General features: G+C 34.8%; 19 protein-coding genes. 7 read left to right on the top strand and 12 right to left on the bottom strand.

The annotated features are described in order from the left end of the window. Positions 1-17 precede the first annotated feature (17 nt). The 6 genes from FLP_RS10115 to FLP_RS10090 all read left to right on the top strand — a co-directional run bounded on the left by FLP_RS10115 (position 18) and on the right by FLP_RS10090 (position 8,058). Complete coding sequence (locus FLP_RS10115; RefSeq protein ID WP_065449404.1) at positions 18-884, top strand: AraC family transcriptional regulator; 867 nt, start codon at positions 18-20, stop codon at positions 882-884. 63 nt (positions 885-947) lie between these two features. Beyond that, on the top strand, positions 948-2,123 hold the full coding sequence (locus tag FLP_RS10110) for an MFS transporter (protein ID WP_065449403.1): 1,176 nt from the start codon (positions 948-950) through the stop codon (positions 2,121-2,123). Positions 2,124-2,136: 13 nt separating this feature from the next. Continuing rightward, entirely contained in the window at positions 2,137-2,946 is an 810-nt protein-coding gene (locus FLP_RS10105; protein ID WP_065449402.1) for a siderophore-interacting protein, read from the top strand. A 292-nt stretch (positions 2,947-3,238) separates the two neighbouring features. Beyond that, positions 3,239-6,310 (top strand): amino acid adenylation domain-containing protein, encoded by a 3,072-nt coding sequence (locus tag FLP_RS10100; RefSeq protein WP_065449401.1) that lies wholly within the window; start codon positions 3,239-3,241, stop codon positions 6,308-6,310. A 102-nt stretch (positions 6,311-6,412) separates the two neighbouring features. Beyond that, on the top strand, positions 6,413-7,066 hold the full coding sequence (locus FLP_RS10095) for a 4'-phosphopantetheinyl transferase family protein (protein WP_065449400.1): 654 nt from the start codon (positions 6,413-6,415) through the stop codon (positions 7,064-7,066). Between the two features lie 2 nt (positions 7,067-7,068). After that, on the top strand, positions 7,069-8,058 hold the full coding sequence (locus FLP_RS10090; RefSeq protein WP_065449399.1) for a hydrogen peroxide-inducible genes activator: 990 nt from the start codon (positions 7,069-7,071) through the stop codon (positions 8,056-8,058). A gap of 150 nt (positions 8,059-8,208) precedes the next feature. Here the strand turns inward: FLP_RS10090 and FLP_RS10085 are convergent, their stop codons facing one another. From FLP_RS10085 to FLP_RS10030, 12 genes are all read right to left on the bottom strand, one after another. After that, complete coding sequence (locus FLP_RS10085; RefSeq protein ID WP_065449398.1) at positions 8,209-8,997, bottom strand: alpha/beta hydrolase; 789 nt, start codon at positions 8,995-8,997, stop codon at positions 8,209-8,211. 113 nt (positions 8,998-9,110) lie between these two features. Beyond that, on the bottom strand, positions 9,111-9,527 hold the full coding sequence (locus tag FLP_RS10080) for an OsmC family protein (RefSeq protein WP_065449397.1): 417 nt from the start codon (positions 9,525-9,527) through the stop codon (positions 9,111-9,113). Positions 9,528-9,839: 312 nt separating this feature from the next. Then, on the bottom strand, positions 9,840-10,349 hold the full coding sequence (locus FLP_RS10075) for a 4'-phosphopantetheinyl transferase family protein (RefSeq protein ID WP_065449396.1): 510 nt from the start codon (positions 10,347-10,349) through the stop codon (positions 9,840-9,842). Next, positions 10,346-10,600, bottom strand: a complete 255-nt coding sequence (locus FLP_RS10070) for an acyl carrier protein (RefSeq protein WP_065449395.1) — start codon at positions 10,598-10,600, stop codon at positions 10,346-10,348. The genes FLP_RS10075 and FLP_RS10070 overlap by 4 nt, the downstream gene beginning before the upstream one ends. Before the next feature lies 1 nt (position 10,601). Continuing rightward, positions 10,602-11,876, bottom strand: a complete 1,275-nt coding sequence (locus tag FLP_RS10065) for a beta-ketoacyl-[acyl-carrier-protein] synthase family protein (protein WP_065449394.1) — start codon at positions 11,874-11,876, stop codon at positions 10,602-10,604. Further along, positions 11,873-12,310, bottom strand: coding sequence for a 3-hydroxyacyl-ACP dehydratase FabZ family protein (locus FLP_RS10060; protein ID WP_065449393.1), 438 nt, complete (start codon positions 12,308-12,310; stop codon positions 11,873-11,875). The genes FLP_RS10065 and FLP_RS10060 overlap by 4 nt, the downstream gene beginning before the upstream one ends. Positions 12,311-12,531: 221 nt before the next feature. Further along, positions 12,532-13,584, bottom strand: a complete 1,053-nt coding sequence (locus FLP_RS10055) for a type III polyketide synthase (protein ID WP_065449392.1) — start codon at positions 13,582-13,584, stop codon at positions 12,532-12,534. Beyond that, positions 13,581-14,294 carry a methyltransferase domain-containing protein gene (locus FLP_RS10050; protein WP_065449391.1) on the bottom strand — a complete coding sequence of 238 codons (714 nt, stop codon included), beginning with the start codon at positions 14,292-14,294 and terminating at the stop codon, positions 13,581-13,583. Before FLP_RS10050 ends, FLP_RS10055 begins: the two co-directional genes overlap by 4 nt. Continuing rightward, positions 14,295-15,422, bottom strand: coding sequence for an NAD(P)/FAD-dependent oxidoreductase (locus FLP_RS10045; RefSeq protein WP_065449390.1), 1,128 nt, complete (start codon positions 15,420-15,422; stop codon positions 14,295-14,297). It lies immediately after the preceding gene. A 238-nt stretch (positions 15,423-15,660) separates the two neighbouring features. Beyond that, positions 15,661-16,665 carry a TQO small subunit DoxD gene (locus FLP_RS10040; RefSeq protein ID WP_065449389.1) on the bottom strand — a complete coding sequence of 335 codons (1,005 nt, stop codon included), beginning with the start codon at positions 16,663-16,665 and terminating at the stop codon, positions 15,661-15,663. Positions 16,666-16,700: 35 nt separating this feature from the next. Next, the gene (locus FLP_RS10035; protein ID WP_065449388.1) at positions 16,701-17,117 is read right to left on the bottom strand and encodes a hypothetical protein; all 417 of its coding nucleotides are present in this window, start codon (positions 17,115-17,117) and stop codon (positions 16,701-16,703) included. Between the two features lie 59 nt (positions 17,118-17,176). Further along, positions 17,177-18,748, bottom strand: coding sequence for a helix-turn-helix domain-containing protein (locus tag FLP_RS10030; protein WP_065449387.1), 1,572 nt, complete (start codon positions 18,746-18,748; stop codon positions 17,177-17,179). A gap of 680 nt (positions 18,749-19,428) precedes the next feature. On the opposite strand from FLP_RS10030, the gene FLP_RS10025 reads away from it, so the two are divergent. Next, on the top strand, positions 19,429-22,526 hold a 3,098-nt coding region (locus FLP_RS10025), incomplete at its 3' end, for a DUF7507 domain-containing protein (protein ID WP_065449386.1).

Genomic DNA, 22,526 nt, shown 5'->3' with positions numbered 1-22,526 from the left:
AGCTTAAAAAAGAACTATTGAATAAGAAACCGAATATAGAACTTCATACAAAAGAATTAGATACTCTTGGTCTCGAAGTGAGAGAAGTAGTGGATAATAACGTTGATTTTAATGGGCATTTGACGAAAGCACATAGAGACGATCATTATGTTTTTTATATTCAGGAAAAAGGGCTGATAGAATTGATGATTGATTTTAAAAACCATCAGATAAAGGATCAGTCATTGTTTTTTATTGCTCCGGGTCAGGTACATTATTATACGAGACAAGTAGATTCAAAAGGACATTTTATCTTTTTAAATCCATCTTATTTGCAAAATACGTATCGCAGGATTTTTGATTCGAATCAGAACATTTCTCAGGTTGTGCCCATTCAAAATGTGGTTGTATTTAATATTGCACAATTATTATTTAATCAGGTATCTGAAGCGGTGGGAGATATTCAAAAAAACATTATTCGTTCCCTTGCCGATAGTTTGATGGGAATGATAGTTTTGGAATTTTCTAAAAACGAGAACTATATTAAAAAGGGAATAGATAGAAAAACAGAGCTTACTTTTCAGTTTAGGCAATTGGTTCAGCAGCATTTTTTAAAATTAAAAAGACCCAAAGATTACGCTGCTTTGTTGCATATTTCGGTACCTTATTTAAACGAAATGGTAAAGGAACAAACAGGATGTGCCTCCAGTTACTGGATACAACATGAAATTTTACTGGAAGCCAAACGATTGCTTTTTTATACCCAACTTAATACTAAACAAATTGCTTTTGCATTGCAATACGAAGATCATACTTATTTCTCCCGGTTTTTCAAAAAGAACGAAGGCATTACACCTTTAGAGTTTAGAAAGAATTACTGCGATTTGTCCAATCAAAACTCTTAGTTAGCCATTTCCGTTTTCTGATAAAGCCCATTCCTTTGTACTCATAATTTTAAACAAAAAAACATGAGTAACATTTTACAAAAAGGACAAACAATTGATTTTTACAAAGCTACTATACCCATTATTTTATCGGTATTTGCTATTTACCTCACGATAGGTCTCACATTAGGAATCGTGCCGGGATTTGTACAAAATGATTTAAAATTTAATAGTTTGATTGTTGGTTTGGTAATTGGTTTACAGCCGCTAACGACTCTTTTAACCCGCGCTTATTTCGGAAAAATTACCGATACAAAAGGAGCTAAAAGGTCTAAATTGGGCGGAATAATTTTGGTAATGGCAGCCGGAGTAATTTATGTACTTTCAGCTTCATTTGCTTCACATCCTTTGGTAGCATTATTATTTCTTTTACTCGCAAGAATTGTTCATGGCATTGCTGAAAGTTTGCTGGTTATTGGTGCTTTAACATGGGGAATTGGGTTAGTTGGACATGAAAAATCAGGCAAAGTAATGACCTGGAACGGAATCGCAATGTATGGAGGGATCGCTGTTGGAGCGCCGTTAAGTATTTGGATGGCTAAAGATTTTGGTGTAGTATACGCTTTAGCGATGATTATGATTTTACCACTTGCAAGCTGGATTTCGACGATTAAACTGCCTGCCATTCCGGTAGACAAAGAACATATCAGAACTCCGTTTTATAAAGTAGTAGGAACCATCGCAAAACAGGGATTAACACTCGCTTTTTCTTCTATGGCATTTGGCTGTATTGCTTCTTTTATTGCTTTGTTTTTTACAGAGAAAAACTGGGGTGACGCTTCTTTAGCCTTTATGATTTTCGGATTATCCTATATCCTGACCAGAGTCTTTTTTGCTTCTTATCCGGACAAGTACGGCGGTTATAAAGTAGCAGTGGTTTCTTTGGTTATCGAAGTTATAGGCCAATTTCTTATTTATACTTCTTTTACCAAAGAAATGGCTTTGATAGGCTGTGCTCTAACCGGAATTGGTTTTTCGCTTGTATTTCCTTCTTTAGGCGTATTAGCAATCAAAAAAGTAAAACCTCAAATGCGCGGAACTGCCTTAGGAGCTTATGCCGCATTTTTTGATCTGTCTCTTGGATTAGCAGGACCTTTGGCAGGATTAATTGCAGGCTGGTTTAGTTATCAGGATATCTATTTATTTGGAAGTATCAGCTGTTTGCTTGCTTTAGGAACTCTGTTATTGAAACGGGAATAATTGAAAAATAATTATGGAAAATTATCAAAAAAAAATCATTCGTTCTGTGTTTACGGTAAAGCATAAGTTCTTTAAAACGCCACATTATATTCGTGTAGTTTTTGACATAAACAATGAACAATTAGATTTGCTGGCTAATGTAAAGCCAGGATCAAATAACAAAATATATATTCCGCCTAAGAGAATGAATGTTATTTACTTTACAAATAAAGAGAGTAGTGCTGTAAAGGAACTTTTGCCTGTAATGAGAACCTACACCACCAGAAATATCAATCTTGAAAAAAGAGAATTAAGTATTGATTTTGTCGCGCATGGCGATAATGGCCCTGCATCTGCCTGGGCACAAAAAGCAGAAGCAGGAGACATTTTGGGTATTGCAATGAAAGATAGTGTAAGAGATTTGGTTCCTCCGGCTGATGAATATCTTTTGATAGGAGATGCAACTGCGCTTCCGGTCATTGGAAGTATCTTAGAACAGCTTCCAAAAGATAGTGTGGTAAAAGCAGTATTGGAAGTATACGGAAAAAAGGATAAAATTGATTTCGTTTCCCAAGCCAATGTCAGTGTAGAATGGGTGTATAATAAACATCCTGAAAATGGAAGTGAGCTTGCAAAATGGATAAAGAAAATCCCGCTTCCGGACAAAACAACAAAAAGATTTGCCTTTATAGCAGCAGAATATAATACGGTAAAAGCTTTAAGAAGTTATTTTAAAGAAGAAAAAGACTGGGACAGAAGTGAATATAATGCATCGGCTTACTGGAAAGCAGGAAAAACCGAAAACGAATCTAACACAGAACGCAGAGAGGAAAAACTGGATTAAATTTGTAATCAATCAAATATGTAAAAAGGACCTAAACATTTTTTCTTTAGGTCTTTTTTTATTTAATACGGTCTTATTATTTTTTTGGTGAACTAAATGCTGTTTGTAAAGTTTGTTGATTTTACATTTTTAGAATATTTCAATTTACAATTTCGTATTAAAAATTTTATGATTTTATAATAAAATGTAAGTATTTTTTTAGCTAATTTTATGTTTGATTTTTAAAGTTTAAAGATAACTAATTGTTTTTTAGGTTTTTATAATTCTGAATTCTAATGTAAAAATTAAACCCATGAAAAAAGAAACAAATGCAAACAGTGATAAAAAATCATTCGATTTTTTGAAAAACGAGTTTCAAAATGCTGGAGATATTGTGAAACAACTTGAGCAAATCGCAAAGCAAAATCCTGAAAAAACAGCTCTTATTGATGATCTGGAGAAAATCACTTACAAAGAGCTAAATGAAAGAGCCAATAGGCTGGCGCGCTATTTACAAAATAACGGTATTAAACCAGGAGGAAAAGTTGGAGTCTGTCTTCCGCAATCCGTAGATCGTGTTATTGCTTTTTTAGCGATTTTAAAAACAGGTGCTGCTTATTTACCTATCGATGGCGAATTACCGCAAGCCCGAATACAGTTGATGATTAGCGATTCAGACATTGATCTTTTATTAACGGTTCGGGATTATTTAGAGAAGTCGGGCAATGATCAAATTAAAAATATAATATTAAATTCTTTAGTTCAGGACGAAAGTTATAAAACGATCACAAACGATAATCTTTCAATCGAAATTTCTTCTCAAAATCCGGCTTACATTATTTATACTTCCGGAAGTACCGGAATACCAAAAGGCGTTATTATAGGGCATGAGTCCTTTTATAATTTTGTACAAGTGCAGGCAGAAGTTTTAGGTCTGTCACTTGAGAGTATTACCCTGCAATTTGCTTCTCCCAGTTTTGATGCTGCCGTAATAGACATCTGGACACCTTTGATTAAAGGGGCTACAATATATTTATATCCTAATAATAAAATTGTTGGCGAACCACTTTTAGATTTTATTGTCGCCAACAATATCGATACTGTGCCTTTAATGCCTCCAATGGTACTTTCATCCCTTCCTTTAAATAAACCTATAGGAAATCTTAAAACCATTGCGATTGGAGGTGAAGCGTGTAGCGAAAGCACGGTAAAATCGTGGTATAAAAAAATCCGGCTTATTAATAGTTATGGACCAACAGAAGCCACTGTTGCGGTTAGTAATTATGAGTTTAAGGAAGAAGCAAATCCCAGAATTATAGGAGCCGCTATGCCTGATGTACATTTATTAGTATTAGACGAAAATCTTAAACCAGTAACAAAAGGAAGTGTTGGGGAACTTTATATTGGAGGTTCTCAATTGGCACTAGGCTATTTAAATAGACCGGAGGATACTAAAAAAGCTTTTATCGAGGCACCGGACTGGCTTTTAAATCAAATAAAAGATCATAGATTTATCTATAAAACCGGAGATATGGTGCTTGAAAGATCTGATGGGAATCTGGAATTTTATGGAAGAAAAGACGATCAGGTAAAAATAAGAGGCTATCGAATAGAACTTGCAGAAATTGAATATAATATGGCAAAATTGCCTCAGATTTCTCAGACAGCAGTTAAAGTGCAAAGGAAAGAAAATGGCTTGCCAGTACTTATTGCTTTTATTCAACTTTTAGAAATTCAGGAGGATGAAGCAAAATCATTAAAAAGTATCAAAGCCAAATTACAACAATTAATGCCGCTGTATATGCTTCCTGATAAAATTGTTATTGTCGATAAAATGCCCCTGACACATGCAGGAAAAATTGATAAAACACTGTTGGAAATACCCGAAAATAAGATTAAAAATACTACTCTGCCCAAATGGAAAGAAGATAATCTTACCGAAATTGTAAAACACATCTGGAAAGAACTTCTTTCGATAGAAGATATTAAAGACGACGATGATTTTTTTAATCTCGGAGGTCATTCTTTATTATTGGCCCAGCTTCATGTGCTTCTTCCCGAACCTGTCAGAAATAGAATTAGCTTACCGGAACTCTATATTTTTACCACTATTTCGGGATTTGTAAAGGAAGTTGAAAAACGCATGCTTGAAACAGAAATTTCACAAAAAACCAAGGCTCAGATAATGGTAAATGAGTTAATTCAGGATTCAGAATTGCATATTGATTTCAGTGTAAACGAATTGCCGGATTCTGAGATATTAAGCAATCCTAAAAATGTTTTTTTAACCGGAGTTACGGGTTTCGTAGGATCGCATTTATTAGAAGAATTGCTGCAAAATACCGCTGCAAAAATATATTGTTTAGTAAGGGCATCATCTTCTGAAGAAGGATTAGAACGCATTAAAAGTACTTTTACAAAATTCAAATTACCCTGGTCTGCAAATTATGACAATCGAATTGTGTCTGTTGTTGGAGATTTGTCGTTACCTCGTTTTGGAATGAATGATGAAGCTTACCATTTTATTGCACACCAAATAGAAGTTATTTATCATTCCGGAAGTTCAGTAAGTTATGTGCAGCCCTATCCCTTAATTAAAAAATCGAATATTGATGGTTTACATAATGTTATAGATCTTGCCGTTACTACAAAAATAAAGTTTCTCGTATTATTATCTTCTATGGGAGTTTTTAGCTGGGGAAGGCCTTTTACAAAAAAAACATGGATGTACGAAGATGATTCGATAGACCAAAATATGGCAGCAGTTTCTCGTGACTTGGGGTATATAAAAAGCAAGTGGGTAATGGAGAGTATTACTGAAAAAGCCAGGATAAAAGGACTTCCTGTTATCAATTTCAGATTAGGTTTTGCAGTATGTCACAGTAAATCGGGAGCAACTGTAATGAATCAGTGGTGGGGAGCACTTATCAGAAGTTGTGTTGAACTCAAATCATTTCCGCTGATAATGGGGCTTAAGGACGAATTAACTACAGTAGATTACATGTGTAAAGCCATTATGCACATTAGTAAAAAGAAAGAAGCAGTTGGATTAAATTTTCATCTCTCGCCATTGGCTGAAAATGATGTTTCACTTACCGATTTTTGTGCTAAAATGAATGAATATTTCAATACAAATTTAGAAGGTATGGAATATCATCAATGGCTCAATCAATGGAAATACGACAATAATTTGCCTATTTATCCTTTGCTTAGTTTATTTACAGAAGATGTGCATGAAGGCAAATCATTGGTAGAAGCTTATGAAAACACGTATTATTACGACAGAAGCAATACAAAGCAATTTTTAGAGGATGCTGATCTAACACCTCCTGTTTTTGATAAAAAACTCATGGCTCCTTATCTGGAATTTATGGGCGTTTTATAAAAATTAAGAATTTTATAATTATAAAGGGATGGTGTCTTTTCGCATTGTCCCTTTCAATTTTCGTTTTTCTCTTTTGCTAATTAATCTAATTCCAAAGAAAGCTTGATCTACATTTACTACGCTTATTTATCAGCAGAAAATCATGAAAATTTATTGAAAAATGAGCTGTCAAAATTTTCTGTTGATTTTATACAAAAAATAAAAAAACACAAAAGATGGCAGGATGCACAATTGTCTCTTTTAGGACGGATTTTGCTGTTTAGAGGTGTCAGGGAACAGTTTAATATAAATATCGAAGAAAAAGATATAGTTTATAACACAGCTAACAAACCGTTTTTTAAAGATAATCCGGTTTATTTTAGTATTTCACATTCAGGAGAAATTGCGATTTGTGCTATAAGTAATTCTACTCAAATTGGTATTGATATTGAAAAACTAACTCCAATTGATATTAATAATTTCAGGCCTTATATGTTGGATGAGGAATGGAACAAAATTAATCTTTCTATGAATAAATATGAAGCTTTCTTTGATTATTGGACTCAAAAAGAAGCCGTTTTAAAAGTTTTTGGATGGGGCCAAATGGAGTTGAAGTCTTTTGAAATTATTGATAATACGACAACGATTAAAGGGAGTACATTCTATCTGGAAGAAATTAAAATTGACTCAGAATACAAATGCACTCTTTCATATGCTAACAAAATAGATCATAAACAAAAAGAAGATTTTGTTTATCTTTATAAAATAAATTTATAATCATGACCATACAGCAATTAAAATATATTGTAGCATTAGATGAAGAACGTCATTTTGCAAGAGCTGCCGAAGTGTGTATGGTTACGCAACCCGGACTTACCATTCAGTTAAAAAATCTGGAAGAAGAAATTGGCATTAAAATTTTCGATCGAAATAAAGTTCCGTTAACACCTACAACTCTTGGAATTGAGATTATAAACAAAGCAAAAAAGATCCTGCGCGAAGCCGATGAAATTCGTGATTTTGTGGTAAACGAAAAAAACTTGCTTGAAGGTGAAGTTAGGGTAGGAGTAATTTCGACTTTGTCTCCTTATTTGATTCCGCTGTTTATAAAAGCGATGAAAGATGCAACTCCCAATGTACACTTTATTATAAAAGAAGCCAATACAGGACAATTAATGAAAGAGCTGGAAACGGGATCATTAGATGTTGTTTTGATGGCAACGCCTACCGGAAACCCGAATTTAATTGAACATCCTGTTTTTAAAGAGCCTTTTGTAGCCTATTTAAACGAGCATCACCCCATGGCTAATAATGATTTTTATGAACTTCAGCAAGGTGATAAAACCGAATTGCTGTTACTTCATAGCGAGTTTTGCTACAATGCACAATTGCTGGATATCTGCGGAATCAAAACACCGGGAAAAATAAAGGAGCAATTTACGTATGATATTAGTTCAATCGAAACCTTAAAAAATTTAGTTCGCGCACAATTAGGATTCGCGATTATACCGGAACTTTCTATTTTGAACGAAAATAATTCGGGACTTTTTAAACCTTTCAAAGAACCAAAACCCGTAAGGGAAATTAGTTTGGTGGTTTCTGATTCCTTTTCGAAAAAACTATTGCTCGAAAAAATGAATGAAGCAATCTGGAATTGTCTTCCGGATTCCTTAAAAAAAGATTTTGCCTATCGAAAAATACGCTGGAATGATTCGCCTTATTTTGCCAAATCAGTTAGTGATTATATAAAATCACATTCAAAAGCTTAAAAATAAATTCCAATTTTAAAGAGAAAATCCAAATTCCAATTACTTAAATGAGAACATCAATTAAGGTATGGAATTTGGAATTTTTTTATTGGAATTTGAATCCAACAGATTGGAATTTGGAATTTAAAAAATTTGGAATTTATTTTTAATTTATTTTTTAGAAGCAGCAATAATAACTTTCGCTACAGCTTCAGGTTGCGAAATAAATACGACGTGACTTCCTTTTATTTCTGTGATTTTTGTATTCGAACGTTTGTACATGGCGCGTTCTATTTCAGGAGATATACTTTTGTCTTCAGTTGCTACAATTCCGTACGAAGGTTTATTTCTCCAGGCCGCTTTGGTGATAGGAGTTCCAAATCCTTTTGCGTAGAATGCACCTTGAGAAGCATACATAAAATCAGCGTCTTCTTTGCTGATATCTCCAGCAAAACCAGCATGAAATTTAGCTTTATCATAATACACAACTCCTTTGTCATCAGGACTCAATACACCATTTTCAGGAGCTGGAGGAGCCGTCATTAACCATTGCACAGAAGTTTCTCCGTTATCAGGCTGTAAAGCTGCTACATAAACCAATGCCGCTACTTTAGGATGATTTCCTGCCTCTGTAATTACAGTACCACCCCATGAATGGCCGACCAAAATTGTTGGTCCGTCTTGTTTGTCTAGTGCTAAATTAGTTACTCGTACGTCATCTTCAAGAGAGCTTAAAGGGTTTTGAACGATGGTAACGTTGTATCCTTTTTTAGTTAATACCTGATATAAACCTTTCCATCCAGAACCATCGGCGAATGCACCGTGTACTAATACAACGTTTTTAATTTGCGGAGGAGTTGTTTGTGCATTAGAATTTGCTGTTGCAAATAAGAAACTAAAAATAAGTACTGCGAACATGAAATAACGATTCAATTGTTCTTTTAATGCTATTGTTTTCATAATTGTGTGTTTTTAAATTGTTGTTGTATGTTTTTCTATTATATTGTTTTGTTGTTGTTTTGTTGTGTCAAACTGAGCGAAGTCGAAGCCCCGCTCAGGGTGACACAGAATATTTATTGTAATGTAACTGATAAAGTAATTTCAGTATTTAATAGCTTTGAGATTGGGCAAATTTCTTTTGCTTTTTGTGCCGCTTTCTGAAAATCTTCTGCTGTAATTCCAGGAACTTTTCCGTTAAGGATTAACTGAATCAAAGTGATTGTTCCGTCTTCAAAAGTTACTTTTGCTTCGGTACTTAAATCTTCCGGAATAAATCCTGCTTCAGAAAGTAAAAAGCTAAGTTGCATGGTAAAACAGCCAGAATGTGCCGCTGCGATTAATTCTTCAGGATTGGTTCCTACACCTTCTTCAAAACGGGTTTTAAAAGATAATTGTGCATTGTTTAAAGTGGTACTTTGAGTACTGATTGTACCTTTTCCTTCCATTCCTGTACCTTTCCAATTTGCGTTTGCTCTTCTTGTAAATTTCATGATCTTAATTTTTATAGTTATTTATTTAATGATTCAAATCGTTTGTTTGATTTTGATGAGACAAATGTATAGCGACTATGCTTATTAATCAAATTAATAATTTTTAGTGTTTATAAATTAAATTTATAACTATGGAATATTGAAGTTTGAAATTAGACAGGTTTTCTTTGGTACAAGCCGATACCGTTGTTTTTAGGAAATTTATAACTGGGAAAAGAAATAGAAAAAAATAAAAAAGAAATCGAACTAAAAAACAAATAAAAGTAAATAAGGAAAAAAGAGAGAAGAAATCGAGCTGCTAAAAACTCTAATTTAAGAGGGTAATAAAAGAGTAACCACTTTTTCAAAACGTCCGTGATGACTTATCGAAACGTCTTTCATAATATTTAATGAAGGTTTGGCTAAGAAAGGTATTCCGTTTTCATCTTTGATAATATCTTTTTTAACCATTTCAATTACATTAATGAAGTGATCAATATTGGTTACAGCTATGGTATGTAAACTATCTTTGGAGATTGTGGTTTTGGTGTAATAATTATTATCCTCACAAATTACTATTCCTGTAGCAGAGTGTTCGTTTTTTGAGATAATAGTACACGCCAGTTTTTTAGGAATATATTTCCTTATTTTGGTTTGCCGGTTATATATTTTATAGGCTGCTTCTTTCATGCTCCAAAGCAGCCATATCATCGTTTCAGGATCTGATGTTTGTGATATTTGTAATTGTTCAGCAACAGTAAAAATCTTTTCGATAAAACCTTTACGCTGCCAGTTGCTTTCCTGGCGGGATTGCAGAATATCTATAACATCATTACCAATCATTTTGCAGCGAGCTTTTCAGCTATAATTTCTACCGAAGTTTTAACATCCAGCATTCGTTCCATATCAGTATTATCAATAACAACGTCAAATGCTTCTTCAATATCCAAAATAATGTCTACCAAATTAGCTGAATTTATGTTCAGATCATTGATAAAATCGGTGTCTTCGGTAAGGTTGTCATAAGCTTCTGTATTTGTTGTATAGGGCTTTATGATCAGTTTTAATTTCGCTATAAGTTCTTCTTTGTTCATATTAGTTTTCAAATTTTTTAAAGATTATACACGCATTTACATCGCCAAAACCAAAACTTGCTTTGGCAATTATATTGAGATTTTTATCAATTGTTTTAAAAGGCACTTTTGAGGAATCAATAAGTGCGGTAATTTCAGGATGAAGATCTTCGCAATTAGTATTTCCAAATAAAAAACCTTCATGAAGCTGTAAAATTATAGCAACACTTTCGATACTTCCGGCCGCACTCAGGCAATGTCCGGTCATACTTTTTAAGGAATTGATATACGGAAAGTTAGTTCCCTTTCGATCTAAAGCTTTAGTCCAGTTTTCGATTTCCAGACTGTCTTTTGTAGTCGCGGTAAGATGGCCGTTTATAGCATCGATATCAGCTGCAGTAATTCCTGCATTTTGGATGGCATCAGTAATACATTTCTGAACGGCAGTACTATTGGGAGCTGTCATGCTTCCGTTACCACGTTGTCCGCCCGAGTTTACATTTCCTCCTAAAATTTCGGCGTAAATAGTTGCACCTCGTTCTAAAGCACTTTCAAGATCTTCGATGACAAGAGCTCCGGCACCGCTTCCGGGAACAAATCCCGCTGCGCTGGCACTCATAGGTCTGGAACCTTGTTCAGGTGCATTATTATATTTAGAACTGCAAACGCGCAAAGCATCAAATCCTGCCCAAATATAAGGACCGCTGTCACCTGTGCTTCCTGCCAAAATGCGTTTTGCCTGTCCGGATTTTATACGGTCATACGCCATCATGATAGCTTCGGTTCCTGTAGCACAGGCCGATGAATTTGTAGTTACCTGATTGCCTAAACCCAGCTTGCCACCAAGATAGGCACTAATACCGCTGTTCATGGTTTGCGCTACCACAGTGCTGCCCAATCGCCGAACCTGCAATTCGTCTATTTTATAAATGCTTTCACGAAATTTATCGATGCCCGATGTTCCTGATCCAAAAATGGTTCCGCTATTCCAATCCGGTTCATCATTATTTTCTATTGGTAAACCTGCATTTTTCCAGGCTTCTATTCCGGCAATAACGCCGTATAAAATTCCTGTACTATTAAAACCGCGTAATTCAAGCTCTGTAAAATACTGAGATTTTAGTTCGTCTGAAATTGGAGGCTGACCCGCAATCTGACATGAAAATTGTAATTCTTCTAATTGCGTATCATGACGAATTCCCGAAATGCCATTTTTTATGGAATTCGTAAATGCAGGAATCCCAACCCCGTTTGGAGCTGCTACGCCTAAGCCTGTTATTACAATTCTTTTACTCATAATTTATTTGTAATCATGCCAGCCAAAATACCTTTGCAGACTTCTTGTCCGGCTTCGTTTTTCATAACAACATCGCATTTTAGTTTTCCAAACCTGAAAAATGATTTCTGAGAACTTACTGTTACTTTTTCGTTAGGATAAACAGGTTTTAAAAATTGCATATCTGCCGATGTAAAAGCTATTACTGTATTTTTATTAAAGCCATCTCCCAGTAAATATATTCCCAGGCAAACCATTCCAATCTGAGCCATTGTTTCGGTTAAAATGACACCGGGAGTTACAGGATTGCCTTTAAAATGACCTTTGTAAAAATCAAGATCTTCGCTGAAAGTATACGTTCCTGTAATACTGTTTTCATCTACATGCAACAGCTCATCTACAAAAAGAAAAGGTTTGCTGTAAGGTAATTGAGCTATAATATTTTTTAAAGTCATAATTTATTTCGTTTAATAATTTGATGTCTAACGGAACGCGGATAACACGGATTTACTTCGTAAAGACGCGGATTAAAACGGATTTTTTTAATTCGAAGGAAACAAAATTTCAATATTTTTAAATTATTCAAAAATGCATTTTAATCTGTGCCTTCTCCTGGCGAATCAATTGAGTCCGCTTGTAATTTTATTTAACAATAATCAAATTCAATTGGCTACTATTACCATTGCAACAAAACACGTTGTGCCGAAAATCCCGGACCAAAACTTAACATCAATCCTTTTTCTCCCAACTTTGGATTTCCGTCCATAATATTTTCTAAGACATATAAAACAGTTGCACTCGACATATTGCCGTATTGTTTGAGGACTTCTTTAGTTGCATCGATATTTTTGCCTAATCCGGAAAATAGAGATTCTACGGTGTTGACTATTTTTTTTCCGCCGGGATGAAAAATCATGTGGTCTATATCCTTAATTTCTAAATTGTTTTTTTCTAAAAACGGGTGAATGATATCTCCAAAATGCGACGAAATAGTATCGGGAACTTCTATATCCAAAACCATTTGCAAACCACTATTGGTCAGTTTAAAACCCATCATATGTTCGGCATCATAAAAATGATACATTTCTTCATTTAGTATTTCAGGGCCATAATCTTCTTCGTAGGATGACAATAAACAGCAAGCGGCTCCATCGCCAAAAATAGCTGCACTTACAATATTAGGCATCGAAAAATCATTGAGCTGAAAAGTTGCCGTTGGAGATTCTACTGCTATAACAGCGGCACGTTTCCCCGGATTGGCTTTCAGGAAATTTTTTGCGTATATAATACCTGATATTCCGGCTGCACAACCCATTTCGGTTACCGGAAGCCTTATGATATCTTGCTTCAATTTCATTTTATTAATGAGATAAGCATCCAGAGACGGAATCATTATACCCGTACAGCTTACAGTAATAATGTAATCCAGTGTTTCTGGATCCCAACCTGCTTTTTTAAGCGCTTTTTCTAATACCTGTTCGCCCAGAATAATCACTTCACGGCTGTAAATATCATTTTTATCTTCAAAAGAGGTTGCTGTAAAAACTTCTTCAGGATCCATGATCGAGTAGCGTTTGTATACAGCTGCGCCTTCAAAAATCTTTTTTACTTTTTTGATGAAACGTTCGTCCTGATCCTGCAGCCACACATCCAAAAACGGAAGTATATCTGCTGTTGCACGCGAATATTTGGGGAGTTGCTTGGCAACTGTTATAATTTTTACACTCATTTTTTAGCAATTATCCATTGGTAACGAAAAGCCCATTTCCAGTTTATGGTATAGTTTTTTAAATCTAATTTTTTAGAGAAATTCTCCAGTTCTTTTTTCTTAAAACCTCTTAAAATAGAGATTAGTCCATCTTCGCGTGACATTTTGTTTAATTTGAAAATAGTACAAATTTTTTCAAAAAGGCGATAAGCTAATTTGCTGCGGTGCAAATCGTTAATGACAATGCCAATGTTGGCGTTGTTATTAAAGGTAGTCATTATATTTAATATTTGTTCGTTCGAAAAATGGTGCAGCGTAAGCGTGCACAAAATAATATCGTATTTAAGAAGACTAAATTCGGGACTAAAAATATCGACACATCTATATTCTATATTAGGATATGCTGTCGATAATTTTTGGGCATAATTGATCGTAAAAGCGTTGGCATCTATACCAATAAGTTTAAGATTCAGGTTGTTTTTTTTACCATAATCTGCCAGCATACGCAACATATCTCCGTTACCGCAGCCTATGTCGGCAATTGTTATTGTTTTTGTGGCATCTGATTTTTTTAGTAATATTTTTAGTCCGTGCAGCGTTAATTTATTGCCGCCTAATAATCTATTAATACTGGCAATTTTATCCAATGCTTCTTGTAATTCTTTTCCCTCGAGAAAAAAATCGTCCATTATCTCCGTTTCCTGTGTTCTATATGTAGTATTTATGATCATTTAATGAATTGCTATTGGTTTGCCATGCGTTTGTTTGATTATTGCAGGTAATAAGGCGGGTAAGGTTACCGTAATGGCAACGAGGGTATTGGTAATGGTTTTATTCCTTAAAACTTTAGCTAAAATCCTTCCCATGAATAAGCGTTTACCAAAGTGTTTTTTCCACTGTTTTGTATAGCTTTTTTCTAATTCTTCTCTCGACTTTATTTTTTCAGAATAAAAATCCAATACTAATTCTGATGCGATTTTGGCGCTGTGTATGGCCATCGCCATTCCGTTGCCGCATAAAGGATGAATAAGGCCGGCCGTATCGCCAATCATTAAAATGTGGTTTTCGACAGGCTGTTTTTTATCAAAAGAGATCTGACTTATGGTAATGGGTTTATCAAAAAGAAGTGTACTGTTTTCAAATACAGCTTTAAGGTGTTTGTTTTTATACAATACATTACGCTGATATTCTTCTATATTTTTATATTGTTTGAATGTGGCATAATCGGCCAGATAGCAAATATTAATTATATCATTTTCAACTTTAGAAACGCCGCAATAACCGCCTTCAAAATTGTGCAGGGCCACGAGATCATTTGCAAAATCACCTTTATAATGTGCCTTAACGGCTAACCATGGTGACTTTTTTACGAAAAAATCGCGTGATAATACCTGATCAATATTGGATCGTTTGCCAAAAGCGCCTAAAACTATTTTTGCTGATAAAACCTGATGAGTAGTGGTAATCGTAAATAGGTCGTTATCAAAAGAAACATCCGTAACCATTTCTTTTACAATGGTACAACCGTTTGTTACTGCTTTTTGATATAAAAAATTATCCAACTGATACCTGCTGACACCAAAACCGCCTAACGGAAGATTTGCTGAAGCTGTCTTTCCTTTTCGGGTTGTAAACTCAAATTTATTGATAGTGACAGGCTGTAATTTTGAAATATCGGCATTAAGCCAATGAAGATAGGGTAAGATTTCGTTCGAAACATACTCGCCGCATACTTTGTGGCGGGGATAGCCGGATTTTTCTATTAAAGTTACCGATAATCCTTTTTGAGACAGATGTAAAGCGCTCGCCAAACCGGCAAGACCGCCTCCAATAATAACTACCTCTGAATTTGTTTTCATACTAAGCAATTTAGCTATTATATCTTAAATATTTAATACATTTTATATTAAAATTGCTTAAAATTTGCAACGATAAATGTGCTATAAATACAAATATTAAGTACAAAGATCAAAAACTTGCCAAATCTTTAATTACATAATTTTATTTGTTCCTTATAAAATTACAGTTTAAAGTCTTGCAATAATTAAAGGAATAAAAATAAAAGCGGGAATTTTAAATCTTCCCGCTTTTATTACATTATAAATTCGACACCCATGTTGCACCGCTAATATCTGTTAAAGTCAGCGTATAAGCACTCTTCTGAAAATCCCATTTATTATCTATAGGAATTCGGATTGTTGCTTTTGATCCTAACGGAATTACAAGACTATGTTTACCGGGCTTTATTTTGGCGACGTAATAATTTGATATTGTTTGAGGAGATAACTGAGCTAAATCATTTCCATTCAATTGTAAAAGATTTTTTCCCGCTTCGTTTTTAAGCGAAATACCAATTAAAAACGAACCATACACATCGACTCCTTCTACCCGAAAAACATCAAAACTTAATTCGTTGCGATCAACTTTTAAGTTGCTGATTTCAAGCTTTGGCTTTACAGACTTATTATGAAGCGTTCCATAAACTCCGCCGTGAAAATATTGATTAGTAAATAAAGTAAGTCCAAAAATAGAAAAGACGATAACTAAAAGCAGTGGTTTATAAGGTGTGAAATTTAATGCTCCGGACCCCAGGAATCGAAACCCTTTTGTTTGGGTAAAGGCTGATTTTTTTGTTATAAAATAACCGTCAAGAGAAAGATAATTGCTTCCGGTTAAAAATAGCGTAAATCCTGAGGCTAGTCCTAAAATTCCAATTTGCCATTCGTCCAGGCAAGTAGTTCCGATCCAGCCGGAAGCCAATAAAATTCCTAATGCCAATAAGAAAACGCCAATACTCATCAATCGTGTAAAAAAGCCCAATATCATGGCAAGGCCAACTATTCCTTCGATAATTGTAAATGCGACCATATTAATCCATAAAGCTTCAGGATGTGTCACGAGATATTCTATAAGCGGTTTTATCCCGAGTGCATTGGGTAAAAAATGATTGAATTTTTCTCCTATGTATCCGGCTTCTTCGGGAATTAATTTGTTTTCAAGGATAAGTCGCCTCCAAAAGGCCGAAAAATAAGTCCAGCCCACTACTAAACGTAAGGCCAACGGAACGATAGCGTTCACGTCAAAAGTTTTTTGATGTTGCATGTTATTTTATAAAATTTAAAAAAGTAAAAATTGTTTTATACAGTGTACGAAACCACTGCTGGCGCAATCTTTATTTTTTTAAATATTATAAACATAGGAGGGAAGCTTATCAAACTTTTATTGAATTTGAAAGCAGGATGAATAGGAAAAGTGTTAACTAATTGGTTTTCGTGTATTTGAAAATAAAAAGAACATCTATTTGGAATTATGGGAACTTGAGCAGTAGCACCATTACTCTTTGAAAGGCTGCTTTTTTGAAGTATACTGAAATGACACGATCCCTGAACAGGTAATTGCGTAAGGCTTTTTTGAGAAAGCTGTACAGACTTGATTCCTGCCAAATGCAAAACAGATTTTTTGACATGACAATTAGAAAATGCATAGAGTAAACCCACCAACAGCAATAGCTGTTTTAGATATTTAAAAATAATGGTGGGTTTTTTTAATTTCATTTTATAAAAATAGGGCTTTTAAAATAAACTGACTGTATGTGCTTACTTTAACTCGCATGTTATGCTTTCTTAACATGCTTTGATTGATTTTTCTCCTGGTTTTCGTTTTGAAGATAGGTAATAAAAGTTAGGGGAGAAACGCCGGTAACTTTTTTAAAGGTAATAGTAAATCTGCTATGCGATAAAAAACCGCATTGATCAGCAAGATAACTTATTTTATATTTTAAATAGTTAGGATCATTTTTCAGTCGGTTAATGATATAATTTATCCGAAGTTCATTGATATAACTGGCAAAATCCTTTGATTTATGTTTGTTGATGACATAAGATAAATAGCGTTGGTTGATACTAAGTTCTGCAGCTACAGAATTTAAGGAAATGTCTTTGTTGAGATACAAATTAGATTTTTCAAACTGCTTTATGCTTTCTAAAATCGTGCTTTCCGTTACCTCCGACATATACTCTTTAGCGACATCTTTCTTGGGAGAAATCTTCACTTCAGTTTCTGTCTGGTTCTCTGTTTTATTAATAAACTTTTTAACTTTATTGTAATCCTGTTTTCTTTTCAATATATATATACCAATAATAATGAGTACAATAAAAATACAGCTTCCAATGATAAGATATTTGCTTTTTTGGTATTCAGATTGGGTATCAACCTGTTTTTTGCGTAGTTCTTTTATCAAATCATCTGCAATAACTTTTCGGCTTTGCTCATCATCTTTATTGAGTTTAAGATTGAGCTCATTATAAGTGATGTATTTTTTATTATCGGTTTTTTTATAAAATTCCAACAAAGAAACATAGACTTCCTGTTTTAATGTAAAGTAATTCGAAACTTTTGCTATTTGTTCTGCTGTTTTGAAACTTGAAGTAGCATTTTTAAAATCGCCCTTAGCTATGTAGGCATTTGCAAGACCATTGTATATAAATCCTTTGAGAGGACTATTTGGAGATTGTGATGATTCGAGTCCTTTTTTGGCTTTTTCATAATATAAAAATGCAGAATCGACTTTATGCAGTGAGAGAAAGTTTTTGGCTATAAGTTCATCATTGACCGCGGTTTGAAAGTTAAGATCAATACTGGCTCCGGCTTTTTTAAATAATTGATTACCCTTTTTAAGATGTACAATAGCTTCTGAAAAATCCGAAGAATACATGTAGTAGTAAGCTATTTCCTGAGACAGATTGCCCTGAAATTTATACATGTCTGTTTTGTCCTCAATTTTCCTACTGATTCGAACCGCTTTCTGCAAGTATGTTTTTCCTATGCTATAAATTTCGAATTCGCGGTAAAGAGTTGATAAAAAACCATTTATTCTTGCCTGCATAGTGTAATTCTTGTCGATTACAGCCAGACTGTCTGCACGTTTTAATGCGGCAACTGCTTCATTTCGAATACCGTACTGACGCAGAAGCGTTGCTCTCAGCATACTGGATTTTATTCGTTGTGAATTATCACTTGATATTTTATAAAGGTAATCGGTATTTTTTAAAGCTTTTTTTGGATTGGAGCCTACTAGTACCTGAGCGGTCTCTGAGAAAATACTGTCGAATTTTGAACCTTGTGCATAATTTAAGTAAGGAAAAACTACAGCTATAAATAGGATAATAATACGTTTTAAGTGCATGTAAATAATTGGAGTTAAAAGGTTGTATGGCGATGATTATTTTTGAGTGATTTTTCGCTTCATTGATAGGGTTATATCAAATTTTAAGAAAAATAGTATGATTTTTATCAATGCAGTGCATCAAATTATTATGACGGGTAAAGTAGTTCTTTTTTTTGATAAAAGTATAGATTTTTTGAAATCATAACAACTTAAAATCATTACGTTACAAAATACTTCTGGTTTACTGATGATAAAAATAACTTCTGATTTGAGCAATAATTACTAGGCAATTTCAAAAATGAAAGCTTTTGCAAAGATAAATTTTTTGGCTGCTTTCTCATTAATTAGCTTCAGAAGAAAGTCATTTTGTTTCTAATAGAAAATACACTTTACTATATTATTTTACGATCAAACTGGATTTTTTCAGCCATAATTATCCAATACTTCTATGGTAATAGCGCTGTAATTACTTATCAAATCGCGATTAAGTGTGAAAATAACAACTGTACTCGTTAAAATGCTTTAAAAGTCGTTTAACTGCAAATATCTGTTTGTTAGCTGTTTATGCTTTTTTTTCTGATAGGATATTTTCTCTATTACGTAATCGAGAAAGGAGTGCTCCCTTTATTGGAAGCTCTAATCTATAATTTCGCACCCAAAATCAAAATATATCTAGGATAATAATTCAAATGATAACTATGAGAAAAAAATTACCCAAAAAAATACTGTTTTTATTTTTGTTTCTTTTTTTTGTATTTAAAGGAAATGCACAGTATGCAACAAGTCATTACATAGCGCCATCTCCATGGCAATACTGGAGTAATGCAAATGAAATTGTACTTACTACAGAATCGACCACAACGGTCACGGTAACTTTAAAGAAAAGTGACGGTACATTTCTTGCAACTCGCACGCTTACTTCGGCTGCGCCTGATGTATATCGTTTCGTTGGATCGCCATGGCAATTAAATAGTAACCCTGTTAATACAATTCAGGACGATAAAGGATTAATAGTAGAAAGTACCGGTGGAAAAGTATCTGTAAATCTTAGAAATGTAGCTTCTGATCAGGCTAGTTCTGGTGGCGGAGATACTACCGGTGCTACTATTAAAGGAAATGCTTCTTTGGTTAGTTTTGGTAATGAGGGCAGGGGAACTGCTTTCCGTTTGGGATATTACAGAAGTGATTTTGCAGGTATTGCAGGATTTAACGGAGCCTCCAACCTTCCCGTTTATTCGGTTATGGCAATTGATGATAATACACAGGTAAAGATAAACGGAACCAATCTGGTACTCTTAAATAAAGGACAAAGTTATTTGTTTCAACGTACGGGTACAGGAGATTTACTTGAAGCAAATAAACCTGTAGTAGCCAATACAGGTGCTTATACAGATACTCCGGGAGGATGTGGAGATGGAGCAGTAGATCAAATGGCGCCGGTAAGTATTCTGGGAACACGATATATCGTAGTAAGAGGTAGTGGTACGTCAGGAACAGGAACTAATTTACCTGAACAGTCTACCATAATTGCATCTGAAGGAAATACTCAAGTTACAGTAACTAATTATGCTCCAAATGGAGCTTTTATTAATACAACAACTTTTACACTTGCAAACGGAGGATCCTTTCGTTCTATTCATCATGGTGATGCTAACGCTCGTTATTCATCATCAATAATAGAATCAAATAAACCTATTGCAGTATATTCAGGAACAGCCCAATCATGTGAAGTAGATATTGCTACCGTACTTCCTGTAGGAGGATGTTCAGGATCAAAATGGACTTCAACAAGTCAGTTTAAAGGTTATAACGCACAAGTATTGCCTTATTTTGGATTTGTTCTGGTAGAATCTCTAACAGCGATTGTTTATGTAAACGGGACTAATATTGAAACTACAACTGGCAATCTTCGTTTCCAGTTAGGTTCAACAGGAGTTTATTTAATTAGATTCGAAAACGCACAAATTGGAAATCCTGCAAATATTACCGTTAATTCTTCAGCAAGAATGAATGTTGGGATTGTACAGCAAGGTGGAGGATTTTCGATGTCGGGATTCTTTTCTTCTTTTAATGAAACCCCGGCGCTTCCTGACGTTACAAGAGACAGTAATGGTTGTGCACTTAACATTATAACTGCCGATCCAGGATTAGAACCTTATCAATGGTATCTTGACGGAGTGTTGATACCTGGTGCAACCAGTCAATCTGTAGTTCCGGTAAAAACAGGAAATTATTCGATTACAGGAACACGTGATTGTGGAGTTACAGGAAAATCGGCTGCAATTTATGTTGCTGTTTGTGGAGATCGCGAAGTCACCAAAACAGTTGCAAACGGATCAACGGCTAATGAAGTTGTATTTACGGTAGCAGCTAAAAATAACGGACCAAATGAAGATAGAAATGTTGTGGTTACGGATGCTTTACCTTCGGGTTATACTTTCGTTTCTGCGTCCCCAAGCGTAGGAACTTATGTTCAAAGCACCGGAATTTGGAACATTGGTAATCTTGCTGTTAATGAAGCTGCTACTTTAAATATTACAGCTACTATAAAAACCACAGGTCAGGTAACAAACACAGCAACTATAAAAGGTGATAATATTGATGTCACTGTGACGAATGACAGTGATAAGGCAACACCTCTGGCTGAATTAAAACTGGTTAAAACAGCCAGAACAGGAGTTTTTAATAAAGTTGGGGATATAATTACTTATGATCTAGTCGTTACCAATACAGGTAAAGTACCGGTATATAGCATCAATATTACGGATACCAATGCAGATTCAGGAAGTATTTCTCCAGCATTAGTAACAACGCTTCTTCCGGGTGCTTCAGCAAATAGTACAGCCACACATACTGTAACGCTAGCTGATCTTATAGCCGGTAAAGTGATTAATTCAGCTGAAGCAAAAGGTGTTGACGGCAGTAATAATGCGGTAGAAGATACATCTGGAACAGCTACAGGGAATGATACAGCTACAGAAACGGAAACAAAATCTGTAATTGTGGCAGATAATGATAGTGTAGATGCTATTAACGGAAATACAGGAGCAACGAATGTCATTAACATTTTTGCAAATGATAATATAAATGGGGATTTAGTTACTCCTTCAGCAGTTGTTTTAACTCTGGGAACATCAGGTGTTCCTGCGGGATTAACTTTAAATGCGGATGGTAGTGTTGATGTTGCAGCGGGAACAGCCCCTGGAACTTATACTTTCGACTATAAAATTTGCCAAGTTGATATTCCTTTAAATTGTGATGATGCAACAGTTACTGTAATTGTAACCACAATCGACGCCAAAGACGATACACCAGCTCCAATCAACGGGACAACAGGCGGAACTGTTGCGACTGTTTTTGGAAATGATACTTTGGATGGATTACCATTCTTGCCAGCTGATGTAACTTTAACTACGTCAACAGTTCTTCCAACAGGAGTAACTTTAAATACGGATGGAACGATAACGGTTGATCCAAATACGACGCCGGGAACTTATCCTATCACATATTCAATTTGTCAAAAAGCGAATCCAACGATTTGTGACCAGGCTGTAACAACGGTAATTGTCACTACAATCGATGCCAAAGATGATACACCAGCTCCAATCAACGGGACAACGGGAGGAACAATCCCAACTGTTTTTGGAAATGATACTTTGGATGGATTACCATTCTTGCCGGCAGATGTAACTTTAACTACGTCAACAGTTCTTCCAACAGGAGTAACTTTAAATACGGATGGAACGATAACGGTTGATCCGAAACCCTGTAGCGAAATCACATCTGACGCAGCCTG

This window comes from Flavobacterium piscis (genome assembly GCF_001686925.1).
In the GTDB taxonomy this organism is placed as follows: Bacteria; Bacteroidota; Bacteroidia; order Flavobacteriales; family Flavobacteriaceae; genus Flavobacterium; species Flavobacterium piscis.
The sequence above is the reverse complement of the archived record's forward strand: the minus strand, read 5'-3'. Positions and strand labels throughout refer to the sequence as shown.